23 protein-coding genes are annotated in these 22,302 nt (G+C 62.9%); 15 read left to right on the top strand and 8 right to left on the bottom strand.

Going from position 1 to position 22,302, the window contains the following annotated elements; translation table 11 throughout:
• Positions 1 to 55: 55 nt before the first annotated feature.
• From P7228_RS04825 to P7228_RS04810, 4 genes are all read right to left on the bottom strand, one after another.
• Entirely contained in the window at positions 56 to 562 is a 507-nt protein-coding gene (locus tag P7228_RS04825) for a DUF4402 domain-containing protein (protein ID WP_278017081.1), read from the bottom strand.
• Between the two features lie 186 nt (positions 563 to 748).
• On the bottom strand, positions 749 to 1,009 hold the full coding sequence (locus tag P7228_RS04820) for a zinc-finger domain-containing protein (RefSeq protein ID WP_278017080.1): 261 nt from the start codon (positions 1,007 to 1,009) through the stop codon (positions 749 to 751).
• A gap of 65 nt (positions 1,010 to 1,074) precedes the next feature.
• Entirely contained in the window at positions 1,075 to 1,665 is a 591-nt protein-coding gene (locus P7228_RS04815; protein WP_278017079.1) for a DUF4402 domain-containing protein, read from the bottom strand.
• Between the two features lie 73 nt (positions 1,666 to 1,738).
• The gene (locus P7228_RS04810) at positions 1,739 to 2,185 is read right to left on the bottom strand and encodes a DUF4402 domain-containing protein (protein WP_278017078.1); all 447 of its coding nucleotides are present in this window, start codon (positions 2,183 to 2,185) and stop codon (positions 1,739 to 1,741) included.
• Between the two features lie 262 nt (positions 2,186 to 2,447).
• Here P7228_RS04810 and P7228_RS04805 point away from each other — a divergent pair, with 262 nt between their 5' ends.
• Positions 2,448 to 3,392, top strand: coding sequence for an ABC transporter ATP-binding protein (locus P7228_RS04805; protein WP_278017077.1), 945 nt, complete (start codon positions 2,448 to 2,450; stop codon positions 3,390 to 3,392).
• Positions 3,393 to 3,398: 6 nt separating this feature from the next.
• Here the strand turns inward: P7228_RS04805 and P7228_RS04800 are convergent, their stop codons facing one another.
• Positions 3,399 to 4,007 (bottom strand): hypothetical protein, encoded by a 609-nt coding sequence (locus P7228_RS04800; protein WP_278017076.1) that lies wholly within the window; start codon positions 4,005 to 4,007, stop codon positions 3,399 to 3,401.
• A 4-nt stretch (positions 4,008 to 4,011) separates the two neighbouring features.
• On the opposite strand from P7228_RS04800, the gene P7228_RS04795 reads away from it, so the two are divergent.
• The 10 genes from P7228_RS04795 to P7228_RS04750 all read left to right on the top strand — a co-directional run bounded on the left by P7228_RS04795 (position 4,012) and on the right by P7228_RS04750 (position 15,883).
• Positions 4,012 to 4,866, top strand: coding sequence for an AraC family transcriptional regulator (locus P7228_RS04795; protein WP_278017075.1), 855 nt, complete (start codon positions 4,012 to 4,014; stop codon positions 4,864 to 4,866).
• A 3-nt stretch (positions 4,867 to 4,869) separates the two neighbouring features.
• Positions 4,870 to 5,430 carry a DUF6265 family protein gene (locus tag P7228_RS04790; RefSeq protein ID WP_278017074.1) on the top strand — a complete coding sequence of 187 codons (561 nt, stop codon included), beginning with the start codon at positions 4,870 to 4,872 and terminating at the stop codon, positions 5,428 to 5,430.
• A gap of 334 nt (positions 5,431 to 5,764) precedes the next feature.
• Entirely contained in the window at positions 5,765 to 7,351 is a 1,587-nt protein-coding gene (gene nadB / locus P7228_RS04785) for an L-aspartate oxidase (RefSeq protein WP_278017073.1), read from the top strand.
• 63 nt (positions 7,352 to 7,414) lie between these two features.
• Positions 7,415 to 9,094 (top strand): flavin-containing monooxygenase, encoded by a 1,680-nt coding sequence (locus tag P7228_RS04780; protein WP_278017072.1) that lies wholly within the window; start codon positions 7,415 to 7,417, stop codon positions 9,092 to 9,094.
• A 55-nt stretch (positions 9,095 to 9,149) separates the two neighbouring features.
• Positions 9,150 to 10,622, top strand: coding sequence for a pyridoxal phosphate-dependent decarboxylase family protein (locus P7228_RS04775; protein ID WP_278017071.1), 1,473 nt, complete (start codon positions 9,150 to 9,152; stop codon positions 10,620 to 10,622).
• 302 nt (positions 10,623 to 10,924) lie between these two features.
• Positions 10,925 to 11,407 (top strand): energy transducer TonB, encoded by a 483-nt coding sequence (locus tag P7228_RS04770; RefSeq protein WP_278017070.1) that lies wholly within the window; start codon positions 10,925 to 10,927, stop codon positions 11,405 to 11,407.
• Between the two features lie 104 nt (positions 11,408 to 11,511).
• Positions 11,512 to 12,420: an alpha/beta fold hydrolase gene (locus tag P7228_RS04765; RefSeq protein ID WP_278017069.1), complete on the top strand. Its 909-nt coding sequence runs from the start codon at positions 11,512 to 11,514 to the stop codon at positions 12,418 to 12,420.
• A 689-nt stretch (positions 12,421 to 13,109) separates the two neighbouring features.
• Entirely contained in the window at positions 13,110 to 15,038 is a 1,929-nt protein-coding gene (locus P7228_RS04760; protein ID WP_278017068.1) for a ribonucleoside-diphosphate reductase subunit alpha, read from the top strand.
• Between the two features lie 163 nt (positions 15,039 to 15,201).
• Positions 15,202 to 15,591 carry a PilZ domain-containing protein gene (locus P7228_RS04755; protein WP_278017067.1) on the top strand — a complete coding sequence of 130 codons (390 nt, stop codon included), beginning with the start codon at positions 15,202 to 15,204 and terminating at the stop codon, positions 15,589 to 15,591.
• Between the two features lie 88 nt (positions 15,592 to 15,679).
• Positions 15,680 to 15,883 (top strand): hypothetical protein, encoded by a 204-nt coding sequence (locus P7228_RS04750; RefSeq protein WP_278017066.1) that lies wholly within the window; start codon positions 15,680 to 15,682, stop codon positions 15,881 to 15,883.
• 13 nt (positions 15,884 to 15,896) lie between these two features.
• On the opposite strand, the gene P7228_RS04745 is transcribed toward P7228_RS04750, so the two are convergent.
• The gene (locus tag P7228_RS04745) at positions 15,897 to 17,102 is read right to left on the bottom strand and encodes a GGDEF domain-containing protein (protein ID WP_278017065.1); all 1,206 of its coding nucleotides are present in this window, start codon (positions 17,100 to 17,102) and stop codon (positions 15,897 to 15,899) included.
• Positions 17,103 to 17,248: 146 nt separating this feature from the next.
• Here P7228_RS04745 and P7228_RS04740 point away from each other — a divergent pair, with 146 nt between their 5' ends.
• The 4 genes from P7228_RS04740 to P7228_RS04725 all read left to right on the top strand — a co-directional run bounded on the left by P7228_RS04740 (position 17,249) and on the right by P7228_RS04725 (position 20,914).
• Positions 17,249 to 17,911 carry a PepSY domain-containing protein gene (locus P7228_RS04740; RefSeq protein WP_347402856.1) on the top strand — a complete coding sequence of 221 codons (663 nt, stop codon included), beginning with the start codon at positions 17,249 to 17,251 and terminating at the stop codon, positions 17,909 to 17,911.
• A gap of 116 nt (positions 17,912 to 18,027) precedes the next feature.
• Positions 18,028 to 19,107: a ribonucleotide-diphosphate reductase subunit beta gene (locus P7228_RS04735; RefSeq protein ID WP_278017063.1), complete on the top strand. Its 1,080-nt coding sequence runs from the start codon at positions 18,028 to 18,030 to the stop codon at positions 19,105 to 19,107.
• Positions 19,108 to 19,143: 36 nt separating this feature from the next.
• Entirely contained in the window at positions 19,144 to 20,586 is a 1,443-nt protein-coding gene (locus P7228_RS04730) for a hypothetical protein (RefSeq protein WP_278017062.1), read from the top strand.
• A gap of 82 nt (positions 20,587 to 20,668) precedes the next feature.
• Entirely contained in the window at positions 20,669 to 20,914 is a 246-nt protein-coding gene (locus tag P7228_RS04725; RefSeq protein WP_278017061.1) for a hypothetical protein, read from the top strand.
• 89 nt (positions 20,915 to 21,003) lie between these two features.
• On the opposite strand, the gene P7228_RS16100 is transcribed toward P7228_RS04725, so the two are convergent.
• Complete coding sequence (locus P7228_RS16100; protein ID WP_430732499.1) at positions 21,004 to 21,135, bottom strand: SEC-C metal-binding domain-containing protein; 132 nt, start codon at positions 21,133 to 21,135, stop codon at positions 21,004 to 21,006.
• Between the two features lie 136 nt (positions 21,136 to 21,271).
• A complete protein-coding gene (locus P7228_RS04720; RefSeq protein WP_278017060.1) occupies positions 21,272 to 21,820 on the bottom strand; it encodes a hypothetical protein in 549 nt (182 codons plus the stop codon).
• Positions 21,821 to 22,302: the final 482 nt, after the last annotated feature.

The raw sequence follows: 22,302 nt of genomic DNA, 5'->3' as shown, positions 1-22,302 counted from the left end.
GTCATTCTACCACAGCGGCCTGAACCAGTCATGACCGGACTGCGCGCGCGCCATCTCAGAGAAAGGCGAGGCTGACCGTGAAGGTGCCCTGGTAGACCCCTTCGACCTGGTTGCCGGCCACGGTGAGCGATCCGCCCGCCCAGATTTCCTGTCGCGTATCGGTGGCGAGCAGGCCGATCGGCAGTCCGAAGACGTTGGTGACGGCGAGGCCATCGCCATGCCTGTAGCTGAGGGTCGCGGTCATGGTCTCGGTACCGCTCACCCGGGTCAGCACGACGCTCGGGTCGCCCGACATGATCATCACCACGCCTACCGGGGCATGGACGTTGAATAGCGCGCGGGTTTGGTTGGAGCCGACCGCAATGACCTGGCCGACCGTCGTGACCGCGCCCGAGGATGCGTTGATGGTTACCGTGCCGCCCGTTCCTGTCGGCACGATCGGGCCGAAATCGAGGTCGGCGATCTTTTCGAACAGGATGGGGCCGAGGATTTCCGCCTCGCCCGGCGCAGCCGCGTTGTTCTGCGCATGCGCAGCGGGCGCCGCAAGGCAGCCCAGGGCCATAGCCAGGCTGGCTGCACATTTCAGGCATAGGCTGCGAAACATCGCTTCGTGGTCTCCCGACTGGTCGTCAGGAACACGCTTTTACATTTACCGCACGCAGATGGCGTTTCCATCTAGGCTCAACAACCGGTTAACGAACCGGCGTTCCGAACCTTAGATCGGAGGCGATTTCGAGACGATTCGCGCCTAACGGTGACCGGGATCGGCACCTTCCGAAATGTCGGGCAATTGCGACTGGTCGACCCCGTCTGCCGGACCACCCTTGAGCACGAAGCGCCGGTCGCAATAGCCGCAATCGACATAGCCGTGCTCGTCGATCTCGAGATAGATGCGCGGGTGGCCAAGTGCACTGGCGGCGTATCTGTCACCCCCGCGAATGGCTTCTGCCCCGTCACAGCTGACGCGGCGGGTTTCGACCAAGGTGACTTCGGGCGGGGCGATGCTCATGACGATCTGCCGCTTATCGTCCTTCCTTCCGCAGTGCAACGGCGTGTGCGTTGCGAAATGCCAAATCAGTAATAGTCGACCTGAATGTCGAACGCGCCGGTGTAGAGGCCGGGGGTCTGGTTGGCTCCTACCTGCAGCGTTCCACCGATGCGAAAGAGGAAGATTCCGGTCGGGTTGACGATCCGGTGGATGTGGCTGCGACCGATCCGAAACCAGTATTGCAGGTCGGGGCTGGCAGAGACTGTGACCGGATTGATCTCCATGTCCGCGCCAGGGCCGGTCAGGACGATCCGGCGACCCACGGGCACGAGGATATTCACCAATCGTCCGGAGGTTCCGGCTCCGCCGAAGACGGCCGCCTGGCAGGTGCCGGAATGGATGATATTGGCGCTTGGCGCACAACTCGGATTCGGGTCGGGCGAAAGGACGACGGTTCCTCCGCCGTTCTCGATGATTTGCCCGAAATCCAGATCCTCGACCTTGGTGAGCGTCAGTCGCTGGAGCAGGATCGCTTCGCTCTCTGCGGCATCGCTGCTCGATGCATGCAGCGGCGTGGAGATTATGGCCGTTGCAATGCAGATCGCCAGCCGCAGCAATGCGCTGCATCCGCGCCCATTGCGCCGGGCACCAATGATGCCTGAGACTGCGACCGTCATGGCGCACTGGCTGTTGGGCCATGGTAAAAACTACATTAACTGCAGCGTGTTGCGCCAGAGATCGGTAAATGCGTCAGTCGTATTGAATGGTGATCTCGAAGGTGCCGGTATACAACCCGGGAGCCTGGTTAGCCCCGACGTTGAGCGTACCAGCGACGCGGAATTCGAAAATCCCGGTGACGGAGTCGATGCGATAGCGGCTGTAGCCAGGTGTCGACTGGATCAACTGCAGTTCGGGGCTGCCGTCGATCGTCATGTTGGTGATTTCCATGTCGGCGCCCGGCCCGGTCAGCGTTAGTCTCGCGCTCGGCGGCTTCTTGATGCGCACGATCTTCCCGTTGTCGCCGCTGCCGCCGAAACTGGCAGGCTGGCACACGCCGGAATGGATCACGCTGCCGGTCACCGTGCAGCTGGCGTTCGGGAAGGGGCTCATCACGATGGTGCCGCCGGTGGTTTCGACAATCTGGCCGAAATCCATGTCTTCGAGGTGGGTCAGGTTGAGATCGCCGAAAATCGCCATGCGAACTTCTGTGCTGCGCTGGCTTTGCGCCTGCGCGGGTGTGGCAAGAAGGCTCGCGGAAAGCAGGCACAGCATGGCCCACGCGCAAAGCCGCGCGTACCGCCGAATGCCGGATTCAAGAGAAAATGCCCTTTCCACCGCGGCCCGCATAGCGGGTATTGGGTAAACGGCCCGGTAACATTTCATGGTAAATATGCCGCTAACCAGTTTGCTTGGTATTAAGCGCTTTACCATCGCCAGTAAGTGGCCCTAGGGCCGGGACATGTCTGCCGAAGACCAACCCCCCGCCATCGCGATCCGCGACCTCGTGAAGCGCTACGCCGCGCCCGACGGAGGCGAAGGCAAGCTGGCGCTCAAGGGCGTCAGCTTCGACGTGCCGCAGGGTGGGATCTTCGGCCTGCTCGGCCCCAATGGCGCTGGCAAGTCGACGCTGATCAACATCCTCGCCGGGCTGGTCACAAAGACCGGCGGCAGCGCCGAGATCTGGGGCTTCGACATCGACCGGCAGCCGCGCAATGCCAAGCGGGCGATCGGCATTGTGCCGCAGGAAATCGTGTTCGACCCGTTCTTCACGCCTTTCGAGGTGCTCGAGAACCAGGCCGGTTTCTATGGCATCGCCAGGCATCTGCGGCGCAGCGAGAAGCTGCTCGAGGCCGTCCATCTGGCGGACAAGCGCGACGCCTATGCCCGCACTTTGTCGGGCGGGATGAAACGGCGGCTGCTGGTGGCCAAGGCGATGGTGCATTCGCCCCCGATCCTGGTGCTCGACGAGCCGACCGCCGGGGTCGATGTCGAGTTGCGGCGCCAGCTGTGGGAGCTGGTTACCGGCCTTAACGAGGAAGGCGTGACTGTGGTCCTGACCACGCACTATCTCGAAGAGGCCGAGCAGCTGTGCGACCGGATCGCGATCATCAATCATGGCGAATGCATCGCCAACAAGCCGACCCGCGAACTCGTCGGCATGGCGCGCGAGAAGATTGTGCGGGTGTCGGTCGACAAGGAAATCGCCGGCCCCATGATGGAAACCGGCTTCGTCAAAAGCGAGGTGGTCGAACCGCGTGTGCTCGAGATCACCTATCACCGCGATCAGGCGAGCGCAGGCCAGGTGCTCGCCAAGGTGCAGGAGCACGGCTACGTCATCGAGGATGTCACCACGCGCGAAGCCGACCTGGAGGATGTCTTCGTGCAACTGACCGGTGCGGGCTGACGAGGATCAGCCAAGCCGTTCGATATCCTGCCTTAGCTGGCTCTTGCGCCAGCCTCTGCCGGAAACCAGCCGCCGGAAGTCCGGAGCATGGTCGAAATGCTGCAACTGACGGTGGTAGTAGTTCACGTATTCCAGGATCGCGAGTGAGGCCGCCACGGTTGCTGACCATTGGTCGGCGCGGCCCGCTGCCAGCGAAGGTTCGATCCACAGCGCGACCATTGTTGCCAGCGCCAAGATCGACAATGCCAGTAGCGGCCACTGCCAGCGTGCAATCAATCGTACCGCTGGCTCGACGTCGGAACCGGTTTCGATCTGCGCTAGCTTGGCTTTCCAATAAATCGCGCCCAGCACCAACAACGCGATCATAGGGATGAGCGTAAATCCGGTCAGCCAACTGATCCGGGCATCGCTCAGCCACAGGATCAATGCCGGTATCAGGAGAGCGTTGCCCGCTTCCATTTTCCAATAGCCACTAAGCCGGGCAATCAAGGCCTGTCTCGTCGCGCGCGCAGGTGCCATGGCAGCGCCAGAACAGATAGCCTGCAGATTAGCAAGATCGGGAACGCGTTTCTCTGCGCGAATCGTTATGACAGGTTTATAGGCAAGGAGGCGCAACCCGATGGCAACGGCAGCGGACTATACTCGGCGGATCGAGCGGGCACTGGCCCGCATCGAGACTGGCGCAGCGAGCGGCGATTGGCCCGGCCTTGCCGAACTGGCGGAGGCAGCGGCCATGTCCGAGTTTCATTTTCACCGCATCTATCGCCTGCTGACGGGCGAGACCCCGCAGCAGACCCTCAGCCGCGCGCGGCTTGGCGGCAGCCTGCCTGCCCTGCAGGGTTCAGCGGGGATCATGGCCGCGACCGAACGAAGCGCCTATGCCACCAGCCAGTCCTATGCCCGGGCGCTCAAGGCGCTGACCGGGGCGACGCCGTCGGAGCTGCGTGCCGACCGGGCGCTTTTCGACGAGGTGGTCGAGGGCCTGATGCGGCCGGTCGACGACGCGCACGAGCTGACCATCGAGATTGCCGAACTCTCTCCGCTGCGCCTGGTCGCGACCCGCGCAGTCGGCGACTACAAGGATCTCAACCTCGGCTACTATCGCCTGTTCGACCTGCTGCTGGAGCAGATCGCCCCTGAGCAGGTGACGGGGCTTTATGGGGTGCCGCACGACGACCCGCGCCATACTCCGGCGCAGGATTGTCGCTTCGACTGTGCAGTGACGACCAGCGCGGAAGTGACGCTGGCGGGCGAGCTCACACAGATCGAGGTCGGCGGTGGGCCCAGCCTGATGCTGCGGATCCCCGGCGATTACGACAAGGTCCATGCGGCGCTCGACCATCTCTATCGCGTCGCCATAGCGCTCGAACTCGAACTGGCGCCGGTCCAGCCGGTCAACTATTACCATCACGATCCCGAGGAAGTGCCGGTCGAGGAGCTCGTGACCGACATCCACCTGATGCTTGCGGAGTAGACCATGCGCCTAGTTCCCATTTCCCGTCTCGTCGCCCTGCCCCTGCTGCTCGTCGCAACATCGGCCGGGTTAACCAGTCCAGCATTGGCCGAAGAGGCAGCGGCGGCGAAACCGGCAACGCAGAAGGCGAGCGAGAGGCCCGCGGCAACGATTGCCGACATGGGTTGGCTCGAAGGATCGTGGTCGGGGACGGGTATCGGCGGCCACCCGGCGGGCGAGACCTTCTCCTTTGCCGGCGAGGGGCAGATGGTCGGGCACTTCTGGCAGTTGGCCGAAGATGGCACGACGCAATTCTACGAGATCATCACCGTCGTGCCCGACGGCGATAGCCTCACCATGCGGCTCAAGCATTTCAATGCGGACCTGACCGGGTGGGAGGAGAAGGGCGGCGAGCATGCGCTCGAATTCCCGCTGAAGGAGCGCAGCGATACGCGCTGGGTCTTCGGCCCCGTGACCTTCAGCATGCCCGAAGCCGATCGGCTCGACGTGTCGGTCAGGATGAAACCATCGGGCGGTTCGCCGAGCAGTCTCGAATTCAGCTACACCCGCGACATTCCCGACTAGGCGCGCGCCTTCACCGCAGATCGTGGTCCTGATCGACACGCCATTTTCCGCGCGCAATGCGCCGGATCGGCGCGCCGCAACCGGTGCAGGTGCCGCAATAAGTCGCGCCGTCCCAGTTGACGCGGTGACGCGTCGGAACGTGCCGCCCGATCGCGCAGCGCAGGCTTGCCAGGAGAGCTATCCACCTCATTCTCAAGCGGAATTGTCTGCGGCGAAGCCGGCCCCCGGTCACATTAAAATCCTGTAATCGCACCGGCTTCGGGGCGGCCGGGAAGGCGCGGCGGCGACACGCATTTGCCTTGCTCCGGCGCGCGCTTCTCGCCATGACGCTGGCATGACAGCAGAGCATCACGACGTTCTCGTAATTGGTTCGGGTGCGGCGGGTCTGACCGCGGCGCTGGCGCTGGCCGAAACGAAAAAGGTCCTGGTGCTGGCCAAGGGGTCGCTCACCGGCGGGTCGACCGCCTGGGCGCAGGGCGGCATCGCCGCGGTGCTCGACGCGGGCGACACTTTCGAGAACCACATCCGCGACACCATGGTTGCCGGGGCCGGACTCAACCGGCGCGAGACGGTCGAATTCGTGATCGAGAACGCGCCGGCCTCAATCGACCGGCTGGTGGAACTAGGCGTGCCCTTCAACCGCGAGAGCGGCGACCTCCACCTCACCCGCGAGGGCGGGCACAGCCATCGCCGCATCGTCCATGTCAACGATGCGACCGGCTGGGCGGTTCAGGAGGCCCTGCTCAACGCGGCCAAGGCCAACCCCAACATCACGCTGCTGCCCGGGCGCACCTGCATCGATCTGATTACCGGTCGCCATGGCGAGAAATTCTCGGGCGATGGCCGTGTCTGGGGCGTCTATGCGCTCGACGAGGAAAGTGGGCGGGTCGAGAAGCATCTTGCGCGTGCGACCGTGCTCGCCGCTGGCGGCGCGGGACGCTGCTACCTCTTCTCGACCGCGCCGCGCGGCGCCACGGGGGACGGGATCGCCATGGCCTGGCGCGCGGGATGCCGCGTCTCCAACATGGAGATGATGCAATTCCACCCGACCTGCCTCTACAATCTTGAGGTCAAGAACTTCCTCATCACCGAGGCGGTACGCGGCGAGGGCGGGCGGCTGTTCAATCCGGTGACCGGCGAGCGCTACATGGAGAAATACGATCCGGGGCGGATGGAGCTGGCCCCGCGCGATATCGTGGCGCGCGCCAATGACGACCAGATCAAGCGCTATGGCCTCGATTACGTGCACCTCGACATCAGCCACCAGCCGCCCGAATTCGTGAAGGAGCATTTCCCCACGATCCACGAGAAGCTCCTGGGTCTCGGCATCGACATGACGAGGGACCCGATCCCGGTGGTCCCGGCGCAGCATTACACCTGCGGCGGGGTGCTGATCGGGCTCGACGCTCGCACCGACCTGCCGGGCCTGTGGGCGGCGGGCGAATGCACCGAAAGTGGTCTCCACGGCGCCAATCGCCTGGCCTCGAACTCGCTCCTCGAATGCTTCGTTTTCGGCGAAGCGGCAGCGAAGGACGTGCTCGCCTGCTGGGACCAGCTCGATGCGCCGCCTCCGATCCGCGACTGGGACGAAAGCCGCGTGTCTGATTCGGACGAGCAGGTCGTGATCAAACAGAACTGGACCGAGATCCGCCGCTTCATGTGGAACTATGTCGGCATCGTGCGCACGACCAAGCGGCTCGAACGCGCCGCCAACCGGATCCGCCTGCTGCAGGAAGAGGTCGAGGACTATTACGGCAGCTTCGTCGTCACCACCGACCTGATCGAGCTGCGCAATCTGCTCAAGGCGGCCGAGCTGATCGTGAAAAGCGCGCTCCATCGGCACGAAAGCCGCGGGTTGCACTACACGCTCGACTATCCCGAGACCGATCCGGTCGCGCGCGACACGGTGCTGGTGCCCTAGGACTCGACTCTCCTACCATTCCGCGCGACAATCTCGGCCGACCCGGGTCGCAGGGAGAGCATTATGGCAGACCGGGAATTCGACGCGATCATCATCGGGGCTGGCTTTTCCGGCCTCTACATGCTGCACAAGCTGCGCGGGTTGGGCTTCAGCGCGCAAGTGATCGAGGCGGCGGACGATGTCGGCGGCACCTGGTACTGGAATCGCTATCCGGGCGCGCGCTGCGATATCGAGAGTTTTGAATATTCCTATTCCTTCGATGAGGACTTGCAGCAGGAATGGGAGTGGAGCGAGCGTTATGCCGCGCAGCCCGAGATCTTGCGTTATCTCCAGCACGTTGCCGAGCGGTTCGACCTCAGGCGCGATATAGAGTTCGAGACCCGCGTCCTGGCCGCGCATTGGGATGAAGGCAGTGCGCGCTGGACCGTCACTACCGACACCGGGAAGAGCTACACCGCGCCATATTGCATCACCGGGCTGGGCTGCCTGTCCTCCTTCAACCGGCCCGACATCCCCGGCCTCGATAGCTTCGCGGGCGAGGTCTATTCGACCGGGCAATGGCCGCACCAGGGCGTCGACTTCACCGGCAAGAAGGTGGCGGTGATCGGCACCGGGTCGAGCGCGATCCAGTCGACGCCGGTGATTGCGGCGGAAGCCGATCGCCTCACGATCTTCCAGCGCACGCCCAATTATGTCGTGCCGGCGCAGAACCATCCGACCGACCGCGAGTTCGTCGGCCAGCTCAAGCAAAGCTACGGCGAGTTCCGCGAGGCGCAGCGGCGTTCGCTGCTCGGCGCGGCGCGGGTGCTGCCGCAGACCCCGAAAACGGTGCTGTCGATCCCCGAAGACGAATTCCAGGCCGAGATGGAACAGCGCTGGGCGATGGGCGGGCTGGTGGGCTTCATGGCCTCGCATCTCGATTCCGGGACCGACCGCGACGCCAACGAACGCATCGCCGAATTCGTGCGCGGCAAGATCAGGGAGAAGGTCGCGGATCCCGATACCGCCGAACTGCTCACCCCGCGCAGCTACCCCATCGCGACCAAGCGGCTGTGCGTCGACATCGGCTATTACGAGACCTTCAACCGCGACAATGTCGAACTGGTCGATCTCAACGCGACGCCGATCGATACGATCGAGCCGCAGGGCGTGCGCACCTCGGACAAGCTCTACGAGGCCGATGCGCTCGTGCTCGCGACCGGCTTCGACGCGATGACCGGCTCGCTCAACCGGATCGACATTCGCGGGCGCGGCGGCGAGAAGCTGCGCGAGAAATGGGCCGAGGGGCCGCACACCCACCTCGGGCTGATGAGCGCGGGCTTTCCCAATTTGTTCATGATCACCGGCCCGCAAAGCCCCTCGGTCGGCTCGAACATGGTGGTCTCGATCGAGCAGCATGTCGACTGGATCGCCGACCTTCTGGTGCACCTGCGCGAGCGCGGCGCGGGGCAGGTCGAGCCGCTGCCGGAAAGCCAGAAGGAATGGGGCGAGCATGTCGACGTGTTGTTCAACATGTCGCTGCACCCGCAGGCCAACACCTGGTACCTGGGGGCGAACGTGCCCGGCAAACCGCGCGTCTTCACCGTCTACATCGGCGGCGTTCACGCCTATCGCAATGTCTGCGACGAGGTCGCCGAGAGCGGCTATCCGGGCTTTGCGATCGATGGCGAAGCCAAGTCCAACACGGTCGATTTCGAGGGACATGTCCTGCGGCTGATGCCGGCCGAACTGCAGGCCGCCTGACGGGTGGAACCGCGGCGCGTTGGAGGGTAAGCCTTCCCCCAGTGGAAGGATGTGCATGACGACCAGCGACCGCGACGCGACTACCGTATCTCTTGATCCCGCCGACTGGGAAGCCGACCGCGCAGTCGCGCACCGCATGGTCGACGACATGTTCGACTATCTCCAATCGGTGCGCGAGCGACCGGCCTGGCAACATGTTCCGGACGAGGTTCGCGCGGCGCTCGACGAGAATCTCCCGCGGGAAGGCACTCCATTGGCGCAGGTCTATGACGAGTTTCGCGAGCGGGTACTGCCCTATCCCACCGGCAATCTGCATCCGCGTTTCTTTGGCTGGGTGATGGGCAATGGCACCGTCACCGGCATGCTCGGCGAGATGCTGATGGCCGGGATGAACGCCCACGGTGCGGGCTACGACCAGTCGGCGCTCTATGTCGAACAGCAGGTGATCCGCTGGCTCGCCCAGCTGGTCGGCTATCCGCAGGACGCTTCGGGCATCCTGGTGAGCGGCGGAACCATGGCCAATCTTAACGGGCTGGCCGTCGCGCGCAACGAGAAGGCGGGCTTCGCCCTGCGCACCGAGGGTTTGCAGAGTTCGGAGGCTCCGCGCTTCACCTGCTATGGCGGCAGCGAGACGCATAGCTGGATCTACAAGGCCTGCGAGCTGATGGGGTTGGGGCGGCAGGCGTTTCGTTCGGTTCCGGCGAGCGAGGATTACACGGTCGACGTCGCGGCGCTGCGCGCGATGATCGAGGCGGACATCGCCGCCGGCGACAAGCCGTTCTGCATCATCGGCACGGTCGGCACGGTAAACACCGGTGCGGTGGACGACATCGCGGCGCTGCGCACGCTCGCCGACGAATTCGACTGCTGGCTGCATGTCGACGGTGCCTTCGGTTCGCTCGCCGCCTGGAGCGAGCGGCACAGGCATCTGGTCGAAGCGCAGGCGCAGGCCGATTCGATCGCCTTCGACCTCCATAAGTGGGGCTACATGCCCTACGAGATCGGCTGCGTGCTGACGCGCAGCAGCGACGCGCAGGACAAGACCTATGGCACTTCCGCGAGCTATCTCATGCCGGCAATGCGCGGGGTGGGGGTCAACAATACCTATTTCGCCGATCGCGGCATCCAGCTTTCGCGCAGCTTCCGCGCGCTCAAGGCCTGGATGAGCATGAAGCAGCAGGGCGTCGACCGGATCGGCGCGGTGATCGGGCAGAACATCGAGCAGGCGCAATATCTTTCGGCCAAGGTCGACGCGCATCCCGATCTCGAGCGGCTGGCCCCGACCTCGCTCAACATCGTGTGTTTCCGCCATCTGGCGGATGGGTATGACGAGGACGCACTCGACCGTCTCAACGAGGAATTGCTGATGCGCGTGCAGGAATCGGGCTTCGCCGTTCCCTCGCAAACCCTGCTTGGCGGGCGCTTCGCATTGCGCGTCTGCATCACCAACCACCGCACGACCTACGCCGATCTCGACGCGCTGATCGACGAGATCAGCCGCCATGCGCGGGCCATCATCGACGATTGAGGCGCCGATCGGCGAGCGGCCGATCATTCATCGATAGGCGATATCCGTTCGTCGGGCGGGAACGCCGCTCGCGGAAATCCGCCGTCGTTCGCCGATGCCGCGTTGAGCGATCCGGCCCGATCCGCGAAAACAGCATCAGGAGGCGGGCCCATCCCCAACCTCAAGACCCCCGCTTATTGCCGGGCTCGCCTCCCGATCGACCAACTACGCCAACGCACGAGTAATGGGACTGGTGCTCGGCAACGCTGGTCCTGCTGGCCGATCATCCCTTCAACACCAAGGATGATCCAATGACACCCCCAATGAAGACTACCCTCGCCGCCGCACTCGCTTTCGCGGCGCTGACTCCCGCTGTCCCGGCGCTGGCGGGCGAGCAATCCATTCTCGTGGAAACCGCGGCGATGGAAAGCTGGACCGAGTCGGTCCAGCAGACGCTCGACCGCCGCCTGATCGATTCTGTCTGGGCTGCGCGCGTGGAACCCGTCAGCGGGATCGTGCAACTGCGCTTCCAGCTCGATGAGCAAGGCCGCGCGACCGACCTTGAGGTCTATCGCAGCACCGGCCACCGCCGCACCGACACGGTTGCCGCTCGCGCGGTACGCCACCTGCGCAATCTCGACGAGGTGCCCGTCAGCAATCCGCACCAGCGCACTTTCCAGGCCAATATCATCTTCGCCCAGAACCCGGAGGAATTCGCTGCCCTCGAACAGGAGCTGGCCCGGTCCGAAGCGTCCCGGCTTGCGCTGGGCAATGACGAAGCATCGGTCGTAGTGCTAGGCGGCTGATCGCCGCCGCCCGGTCCCTCGGGACCCGACTTGCCGCCCTCGCGTTTATCGACCAGACTGCGGAACAATCGCAGCAAATCGATAAACGTGAGGGCGCACCATTCATGCCGCAACTGACTGCCAACGGCATTACCATTGAGTACGACGAACGCGGAAACCCGTCGGACCCGACCATGCTGATGATCATGGGAGTCGGCGCGCAGATGACCTTCTGGCCCGACGAGCTGCTCGACGAGCTGGCAGGGCATGGCTTCCGCGTCATCCGCTTCGACAATCGCGACATCGGCCTCAGCCACAAGTTCCACGGCGTGAAGTCGCCCGGGATCCTCAAGCTGCTCATCTGGGACCGGCTGCGCCTGCCGATCAACACCCCCTATAGCCTGTCCGACATGGCCGACGATGCGATCGGCGTGCTCGATGCGCTCGCGGTCGAGCGCGCGCATGTGGTGGGCGCATCGATGGGCGGAATGATCGCGCAGCACGCCGCGATTCGCCATCCCGAACGCCTGCGCAGCCTCACCTCGGTCATGTCGACCACCGGGCACCGCAGGCTCCCGCCCGCGGGCAAGCACGCCATGCGCGCGCTGACCCGGCGGCCGAGCTCGATGGAGGAAGACGCGCTGGTTGCGCACGGCAAGATGGTCGCGCGGGCGATCGGCAGCCCCGGTTTTCCGCCGGACGAAGGCCGGCTGGAGGAACGCGTCCGCGCCAATGTCAGGCGCAGCGTCTATCCCGAAGGTTTCATCCGCCAGATGGGCGCGATCGTGGCCGATGGCGACCGCCGCGAACGGCTGCGCCAGGTCAAGGCGCCGACGCTGGTGCTGCATGGCGACGACGATCCGCTGATCCCGGTGGCGCATGCCCACGACACGGCGGCGCATATTCCGCAGGCGAGGCTGGTGACCTTTCCGGGATGGGGTCACGACCTCCCGCTGGCGATGGTCGAGCCGGTCGCGCGTACCATCGCCGAGCACGCCAGGTCGGTCGAGAGCGAGCGCGCCGCAGCGGCCTGAACCTTCCCGCCGCGCTGTCCTCAAAAGCCGCTTTCCGGCTGGCCGGGGTGCGTTCGGCTGGCATCGGGAGCGCGCGTTCGGATTCGAATATTGCGCGGCTGGATTCGATTGATTCTCAACCCCTGCCGAACGCTTTTGCCCGCAAAAATTTTTTCACGGATTCATTTTTGGGCTTGCGCATTTGGCAAGCCAAGCAAAACCGCCGCGTCGCTGCGGTGCAACATGAAATTTCGTCCGCGCAAGCTGCGGAAGACGACGGTTTATTTTGCTTAACCCTCTTGCACGCTAGTCCGCTCTGATTCAGTATCTAGTGGTTCCAGACGCGGGGGCACCTACAAGACCTAGTTATTCGCTGCGCAGACACCATATCTGCGAGTAGGGGAACGAGTCGGTCTGTCGGGTCGCAAATAGTCTGAGGGCTGTGGGCAAAAACGGGAAAACTAATTCACCGTCGCTGCCCGAAAATTGCTAGGTGAAGGCAACTTCGCCGAGTCGAACACATGTGGAACATCGCTGCACAAGGGGCGGTTCTTCCACGGGGGCTAGAAAGCGGGGCATACAAGATGGAATTGAGGATTGGAGACGAAGCGGCGATGGGTCTGGAGCAGGATTTGGAAAGCACCGCACCCACCACGGAACAGCCGCGCGGCAAGTCTTCGTCGGCCTCCAAAACGGCCAAGGCGGTAACGATGGAAAAAGCAGACAAGGGTTCGGACGAGCTGGTCGCCGAAAAGGCGGGCGAGGCTTTGGCCGGCGCGATGGCAGAGGTGGCCAAGTCGGCTGCCGATGGCGACAGCAAGAAGGTGATGGAGCGTCGCTTCGACGTCCAGATCGACGAGGCGCGCGATGCGAACCTGACCGAATTCGGGAAGGAGACGCTGACCGATCGCTACCTGCTGCCCGGTGAGAAATACCAGGACCTGTTCGCGCGCGTGGCGGATTATTACGCCGACGATGCCGACCATGCGCAGCGGCTCTACGACTACATCTCCAAGCTGTGGTTCATGCCGGCCACGCCTGTCCTCTCGAACGGCGGCACCAATCGCGGCCTGCCGATCAGCTGCTATCTCAACAGCGTCGAGGACAGCCTCGACGGCATCGTCAATACCTGGAACGAGAACGTGTGGCTCGCCTCGAAGGGCGGCGGCATCGGCACCTATTGGGGCAATGTCCGCGGCATCGGCGAGCCGGTCGGCCTCAACGGCAAGACCAGCGGCATCATCCCCTTCGTGCGGGTGATGGATTCGCTGACGCTGGCGATTTCGCAGGGTTCGCTGCGGCGCGGTTCGGCCGCCTGCTACATCGATATCTCGCACCCGGAGATCGAGGAGTTCCTCGAGATCCGCAAGCCAAGCGGCGACTTCAACCGCAAGGCGCTCAACCTCCACCATGGTGTGCTCGTCAGCGACGAATTCATGGAAGCGGTGCGCAATGGTGACGACTTCGATCTCAAGTCGCCCAAGGATGGTAGCGTGCGCGGCACGGTCAACGCGCGCTCGCTGTTCCAGAAGCTGGTCGAAACCCGCCTTGCCACGGGCGAGCCCTATATCGTCTTCTCCGATACCGTGAACCGGATGATGCCCAAGCATCACCGCGAGCTGGGCCTCAAGGTTTCGACTTCGAACCTGTGCGCCGAAATCACCCTGCCTACCGGCCGCGATCACCTCGGCAACGATCGCACGGCGGTGTGCTGCCTCTCCTCGCTCAACCTCGAAAAGTGGGACGAGTGGGGCACCGACAAGACCTTCATCGAGGACGTCATGCGCTTCCTCGACAACGTCCTGCAGGACTATATCGACCGCGCCCCCGACGAGATGGCCCGCGCCAAATATTCCGCCGCGCGCGAACGCTCGGTCGGCCTCGGCGTGATGGGTTTCCACTCCTTCCTCCAGCAGAAGGGCATCGGTTTCGAAAGCCCGATGGCGAAGGTCTGGAACCTCAAGATGTTCAAGCATATCCAGGGCAAGGCTTCGGAAGCCTCGATGCTGCTGGCGCAGGAACGCGGCGCCTGTCCGGATGCCGAGGAAATGGGCGCGATGGAGCGCTTCAGCTGCAAGATGGCGATCGCGCCGACCGCTTCGATCAGCATCATCTGCGGCGGCGCATCGGCCTGTATCGAGCCGATCCCGGCCAATATCTACACGCACAAGACGCTGTCGGGCAGCTTCATCGTCAAGAACCCCTATCTCGAGAAGGTCCTGCGCGAGAAGTCGAAGGATTCGACCAATGTGTGGAACTCGATCCTCGAAAAGGGCGGCTCGGTCCAGCACCTCGACTTCCTGACGCCGGAAGAGAAGGCGACCTTCAAGACCAGCTTCGAAATCGACCAGCGCTGGCTGCTCGAATTCGCCGCCGACCGCGCGCCCTATATCGACCAGGCGCAGTCGCTGAACCTGTTCATCCCGGCCGATGTCGACAAGTGGGACCTGATGATGCTGCACTTCCAGGCGTGGGAGAAGGGCATCAAGTCGCTCTACTACCTGCGCTCGAAGTCGGTGCAGCGCGCCGGATTCGCGGGCGGGGTCGAAGCCGACAACACCAAGGACGCGACCAAGTTCGAACTGTCCGCCGGAGCGGGCGAACAGACCGATTACGAGGAATGCCTCGCCTGCCAGTAGGCTTGCCAGCAACCGTTTGCCGCAAGGCACGGAAATAGAGGGCCGGGGAAGCAGCGCGCTTCTCCGGCCAAATTTTTACAAAACCACGCAGAACACCCTTAACGCCGCCTTAGGAATTCATGTGCATGACCGAGAAACCGAACTCCTTTTAGGCCGAGCAAGGATGAGAACGCGCAAAGTCGAACGCAAGCGGACGGATATTGGCGGGCAGTGCTGCACCAACCAGGGCAGGCTGCTCGAAATCGTCGTATGCGATCTGACCGAGGGCGGATGCCGGTTCCGCGATGCCGACGCCTCGCTGTTCCCTGGAATGCCGGTCAATCTGATGATCAGCGGGTCCGGACCCTATGCCTGTTACGTGCGCTGGCGTGAGGATTCCGATGTCGGGGTGTCCTTTGCCCGGCCGCTTTCGCCCGCCCTGCTCGAGCAATTGCTCAACGGCAAACCGCCTGCCGCCGCGCCGCAGAGCGTGCAGCCCGCCAAGACGGAAGGCGTGGAGCCGCCTGCCGAGATTGCGGTTTCTCCCTACGGGCCCCTTCGCCGCATCTGCTGAAACCCCGTCCTGCAAAACTGGCTATTGGCGTTGCGGCGATGCCCGCGCTATGGAGCGCCGATCTGGTTTGGGGATGGGGGGCCTCCCAATGACGCTTGGCTTTTTGGTGCCGTTTCTGTTTGCGTTCGCAGCCTTGGTGGAACTCGTGCTGTTCATTCAATGGCGGCGAAGCGGCAAGATCAGCGAAGCCATGTTTCCACTGTTCGCCGCAGCGACCGTTGCCACGCCGGTGCTGGCGTTTGTCGTCGTGTGCGTGATCTGGCCGGATCTGGGCGCGATCAGGGTTCTTTGACGCGGTAGGCCGATCAGGCGCAGAGCCGGTCGCTCGCTCCACCTGCCTCGACCAGTTCGTAACGATTGCGGCCCGCGTGCTTTGCCGCATAGAGCGCCGCATCCGCCATCTCGATCAGGTCGTCGAGCCCCAGGGCAAATTCGGGCGGTGCGGTCGCGACACCGACGCTGGTGGTGATCAGCGGCTCGCCGCCGACCCGCCCGGGTAGCCCCGCCACCGCGTTGCAGATTCGCTGCGCGACCTGCTCGGCATCGCCCGGCTTTTCCTCGCGCATGGCCAGGATGAACTCCTCCCCCCCATAGCGCGCGAAGGTCGCCTCGTGCTTGCGCATGACGCAGTCGATCGCATGCCCGACCAGCTTCAGGCACTGGTCCCCGGCCTGGTGGCCGTGGCGGTCGTTGAACCGCTTGAAGTTATCGAGGTCGATCATCATCAGGGCGATCCGGCCCTCCTGTCCCTCTGCCGCGCTGTCGAACCGCTCCTCGAACGTCCGTTCGAAATGGCGGCGATTGGGCAGGCTGGTGAGCGGGTCGCGCTCGGAGAGATGGCGGAGCCGGCGGTTGGCCTCGAACAGCTCCTCGCGGGTGAGCCGTCCGCGCAGGTCGAGGAGGAAGTTGCGCTGGCGCAGTCCCTCGTGCCGCAGGACGATCTGATACGTCCCGAACAGGCCGGTCGCGAGCATGGCCAGCACATCGAGGTTGGCGCCGACGCCACCCGGGATGTCGAACGAGAGCACGCACAGGAACGCTGCCGAATAGGCGAGGCCGAACTGGACCAGTCCGCGCAGCGGAAAGGGCAGGATCAGCATCGCGATCCCGGGCAGCAACGCGATGCCGAGGATATAGCGCGAGGCGATCTCGGCCGGCTGGAAATTGGTGAGATGCAGCATCAGCATCGCGAAGGCGGTCATCGAACCGCCGACCGCAAAGGCCGCGGTGCGTGGCCACCTTTGGGCAACCGCGAGGAGCCCGAGGAGCGTGAGCGGCGCCACCGCCAGGATCCGCGTCTGCGCGCCGTATTGCAGCCGCTCGGGCATGACCAGGGCGTCGACGGCGAGGGTCGCAAGGCAGATCAGCATGCCGAGGATCAGCAGGAAGCGCCCTTCTTCCAGGATGCGCCGCGCGACGGTGCGCTTGTAGAAGGCGCGAATGTCCTGCGGCCATTGGCTTTCGGGCAGCCCTTCGCGGACGATGTCGTCGACCGCGGCTGCCTTGCCCATGTTTTCGGCCTGAATCGTCGCGGCTCCCATAGGCTGCGCAAACTAGTCGGCAGGGTTTAAAGGGCGATTAGCGCAGCGTAACCGCCGCCTTAACCATCCAAGCGCCTGTTTCACCGGGGCATCCCAGCCTGCTGCCACTCAAAACGTTGACGAAATCGGGCATAAGTGGCCCGCCGGGGGCTTGTGCCGCGCCGCCAAAACTGGCTCAATTCCACGCGGAGGGGGGTGTTATTACCCCTGGACTTACGGCCCCGACGAGACCTTGCCCGGGGAAGGCAAGGCCGCCGGGGTCTCTTTCTTTGCAGGCAGGCATCGGGCCCGGCGCGCATCAGACGCAGTCCGCGACAATTCGGCACTTGCGATCCGCGTGCAGCGGTGTATTTGCAAATGCAAATCAATCGCAAAAAGAAAGTGCATCCATGCGCAAATGGCACCGCTGGCTCTCGGTCTTCTTCGGAGTCTTCATCCTGTTCATCGCCGCGACGGGCCTGCTGAGCCATTGGGCGGCGCTGTGGCCCGTCGCCGAGCCCAGCGTAGCCGAACTCGCCGCGCAGGAACCCCCGCCCGGCTTCGCATGCCCCGAGGGATGGCGCTGCTCGCCCCCGCGCCCCGAGACCGGCCCGCGCGCCTGGGTCAGCTTCTTCCACCACCTCCACTCGGGCGAGACCTTTGGCCCGGTCGGCCAGGCGATCTCGATCCTGTCGGGTTTCGCGCTGCTGTTCTTCGCCTTCTCGGGCCTGTGGCTCTATATCCGCATGTGGCGCGAGCGCGCCGCGCGCCGGGCGAAAGATCGCTGGTTCTGGAAGTAACCGGGGCGGGGGGTCAAATTGGTGGATAAGACCCTATATTAGTTACGGCCTTGCTATCGAATCACGCGTGTGATTCATATGCTGGTCCCTCACGCGCAATCCAGAAGGACCACAAGATGTCGTTGCTCGAAGCCCGCAAGACCTACAAACCCTTTGAATACCCCTGGGCTTACGAGTTCTGGAAGCGCCAGCAGCAGATCCACTGGATGCCCGAGGAAGTCCCGCTGGGCGAGGACTGCCGCGACTGGGCGCAGAAGATCACCGAGCACGAGCGCAACCTGCTGACGCAGATCTTCCGCTTCTTCACCCAGGCCGATGTCGAGGTGCAGGATTGCTACCACGACAAGTATGGCCGCGTGTTCAAGCCGACCGAGATCAAGATGATGCTCACCGCCTTCTCCAATATGGAGACGGTGCATATCGCGGCCTACAGCCATTTGCTCGACACGATCGGCATGCCCGAAAGCGAATATTCCGCCTTCCTCGAATATGAGGAAATGAAGGACAAGCACGATTACCTGCAGCTGTTCGGCGTCGACACGGACGAGGATATCGCCCGCACGCTCGCCGTGTTCGGCGGCTTCACCGAGGGGATGCAGCTGTTCGCCAGCTTCGCCATGCTGATGAACTTCCCGCGCTTCAACAAGATGAAGGGCATGGGCCAGATCGTCAGCTGGTCGGTCCGCGACGAGAGCCTCCACTGCGAGGGCATTGTGCGGCTGTTCCACGAATTCGTGCGCGAGCGCGACTGCTACAGCAAGGCGGTGAAGGAAGACATCATCGACATCTGCCAGAAGTCGGTGCGGCTGGAAGACAACTTCATCGATCTCGCCTTCGAGATGGGCCCCGTCAGCGGGATGACGCCCAAGGAAATCAAGAAGTATATCCGCTATATCGCCGACTGGCGGCTCGGCCAGCTCGGCCTGCAGCCGATCTACATGATCGACGATCACCCGCTGCCCTGGCTCGCCCCGCTGCTCAACGGCGTGGAGCACGCCAACTTCTTCGAACAGCGCGCGACCGAATATTCGAAGGGCGCGACCAAGGGCGACTGGAACACCGTCTGGTCGAGCTTCGACAAGCGCCAGAAGGCCAAGGCCGCGAACGAGGAAGAGGCGGTCGACGACGGTCCCGACATGTTCGGCGATGAAGGCGGCGCTGGTGCGGCTGGCGAGGGTGCGCAAGCGGCGGAGTGAGTTGAGGCGGCAGAGTAAAAGTGCTAACTCTATTAGATGCAATTCTCTGACTACTTCAACCTAGGAGATTGCTCTGACTCAGAATGGTTTGATCTATTTCTAAATCTGGACACTGAACTTTTTGTCGATCCGTTTCTTATCTACGGAAACGAGCGCGAAGAGTTCGTAGGTTCGCACGATGAGATAGTCGCTTTCTTTGCGAGCATTTTCGAGGACGTTGCTCGGAGTGGCGGCGACATCGGTTCTGCCCCATATCGCCGTGCGTTGGCGCGCCTTTCGTTTCCCGAGTTCGAAGAAGCTTGTCTCGGTCTCACCGCCAAAGGCACCAAGGGTGCGGGATCTGGGAGAGATATCGCGGCTCAAATTGCTGGTGCGATCTGGACTGCGATTGAGCGTGGTGCAGAGAATCTCTCTCATTTCGAAGAGGTCCAGATTTTTGGATATGGAATAGGTCCTGATAGGATTAGCGACGCAACTCTCCGCATGCTGCTCCATCGTTTTGCTGCGTATACCCAACGTATAGCAAAGGACCTTGGGGTTCCTACCGAGATATTTGAATACGAAAAGGCGCGTTTCGACCTCGACAGGAAATTGTGGCTTGCGGGCGAATACGCTCTGCCAGTCAATCCTGATATGCAGAAACCGGTAATCTTGGTCCCCAAGAGATACCTTCGTCCTTTCCCGACACTCAACCATCAGGATTTTTGGCGTTACTGTCGTGAGAATGAAGGGGCAGAGTTGGCAGAACTCTATGGCAGTCACGTTGTAGGCCAGATGCCAAAGGAAGAGATTGTCAAGATAGCTCTCGAAGCACCGCAATTGCGGGAGCGCTATATTGCGACTCAAGAGAGGATAGGTGGTCAAGCATATGACTTCGAGGGAGACCCTCGAGGTTTTGTACAATGGTACAAGGCCGCAAAAGAATGGGTCGATAGCAACAACCCCAAAGTAGGCTTTGTCGACGAAGAAAGTTTCCAAGAGTTTGTTCGGGAACTTCTGTCCATGTTTGAGAACTACGTTGGAAATCAGGGTGGTTGGCGGCTCCTCTGGAATGATGACGGAACAGCGAGACGGGAGGATGCTTCTCAGCGACTGTTCTTGGGCGTGGTCCGCGAATCCTGTCGGCTTAACGGAATTGACGTATCCCGCGAGGCAAATATTGGCCGGGGTCCAGTCGATTTTAAACTTTCGAATGGGTTTGAAAAGCGCACGCTAATTGAGGTTAAACTCGCTAGGAACACAAAGTTCTGGAGCGGCCTACGTGCCCAGCTGCCGACCTATCTTGCAGCTGAAGGTGTTGCCGTTGGTTGGTTCATGGTCGTCGTATATGATGACAAGGAGCTCGAAAAAATCGACGGAATTCAGGGCGAAATCGACAAACTGAATGATGAGCTTCCATTCGAGCTCAAACATATAATCATCGATGCAAGATATTCACCTGGTTCGGCGTCTACGCTCGACTTGTTCGGCGAAAGGTGAATTTCAGCAGTTAGGACGTAGATCGAGTTATTTGGATCCATCCTCGCTCCAATAGTATCCCTCCCATCAATAGGAGAGGCCCGTGAAGATTCTCATGCCAACTGCTGCATTGTTGCTCGCCGCTCCCGCGCTGGCCGATGACCCTGCCGCTGACAACGCCGTGCCGATCAAGGAGCTTGAGGCATCGGGTTCGGACAGTGCCGAGCAATTGTTCGAACTCCAGCAGCAGATGGAAATGGAGCAGCGGTTTTTCCTAACAGCCGACCCTGCCGTTACCCCCGCGCCCTTCGACAGGCTCAAGATCAACGGCGGCCCAGCGAGAAGATAAATTCCCTGCCGGGCCGCCCTGGGTTCCCGCGTTCGCGGGAATGACGAATGAAGATTGCTCACCGCCAATAGTCGCGCCGCTCGGAGCCATCATACCGGCCCGAGCGCATACAGCACTTCTTGAAATTTTGTCCCTGAACCGCATGGGCATGGGTCGTTCCGCCCGAGTTTCTCGAGCAGCTCAACCTCTCCGCCCTTGATGCTGCGCAGCCCGCGCTTCACGCGCGTCTCTGACGGGAAGCCCTTACGGCGTTTGCTCGTCCGCTCGAAAGCTGGGCTCGTTCTCGTAGTCGATATGCTTTGGCATTGTTCGTCTCCTATTTTTTGGCCTCAAGCGCCGGCGCTCACGTCCGCTCGCTTAGGCTTCCGCGCCATTCGGCGCGACGGGCGGTCGCCCTTGCGGCGCTGCGCGCCGGATCATCGCCAATCGCGACGTTTCTCCTATCCCCCGGCAGACCCATCGCCAGATGAATGACGACAGGCCCACCGGGGGCGGGATGCTCCGGATCTCGCGATACCGCTCGGGCATCGCCACGACCTGCCAGTCGTCGCGGTAGAGGATCTGGCCGGGATCGCGCGAACGCACCCGGTCGATCCGCACACCGCATTCCTCGATCAGCGCCGCGAGCGTGTAGGCGTGCGCCAACATCTCGCGCGCGCTGTCGCGGAACCAGCAGACCCCGTCGCTATACCAGCGCCCCTTCGCCTTCACGCCGAGGCGCCGCGGCACGGGGAGGTTATCCTCGAACCAGTCGATTTCGCGCCGGATACCGATCAGCGCCGGGCTCGGCGCATCGCGGTGCTGGCACCACAGGCCGTACGCCGGCCGGAACAGGCCGGGCGCGACGTGCGAGCGCGTGACGGTGTATCCGCCCGGAGCAACCGGACTTACAAAACGCAAATACATGGTGCCTGTCCTTCATCGGGATGGCGCGCGGCGCGCCTCCCGGATCGGATCAGGCGCGTAGCGTGATGGGAAAAGGGGTGATGCGGGCGTGCGCGTGCTTCGCGCAGAACGCCTCTCGCCGGCCGGGTGGCAGCAGCAGTGCAAGCATATCCGTGCCTCCTCGTGGCAGGCTCCGCAAACATGGGCGAAGCGGTGAATCGGGAGCGCGCCTCTAGGCTGCCGTAACGGAATTGGCAAGCCTTGCACGCTTTCCTACTGGGCCGGAGGCGCGGTATCCTGCGCCGCATGCCATCAGTTCCAACCCACACAGTCCCACGTTCCGCAGGTCACACTCCGCCCCGCGCAGGGTCACGCTTTCTGCGCTCCGGGTCACACCTCGCGCGCGCCAGGGTCACGCTTTGCGCCCGAGAGTGACACTTTGCGCACCCAGGGTGACAAAAAGCGCGTTTCTGACCCTGGACCGTGTTCCAAGTGTTCCATCC

Source organism: Altererythrobacter sp. CAU 1644 (assembly GCF_029623755.1).
In the GTDB taxonomy this organism is placed as follows: Bacteria; Pseudomonadota; Alphaproteobacteria; order Sphingomonadales; family Sphingomonadaceae; genus Erythrobacter; species Erythrobacter arenosus.
The sequence above is the reverse complement of the archived record's forward strand: the minus strand, read 5'-3'. Positions and strand labels throughout refer to the sequence as shown.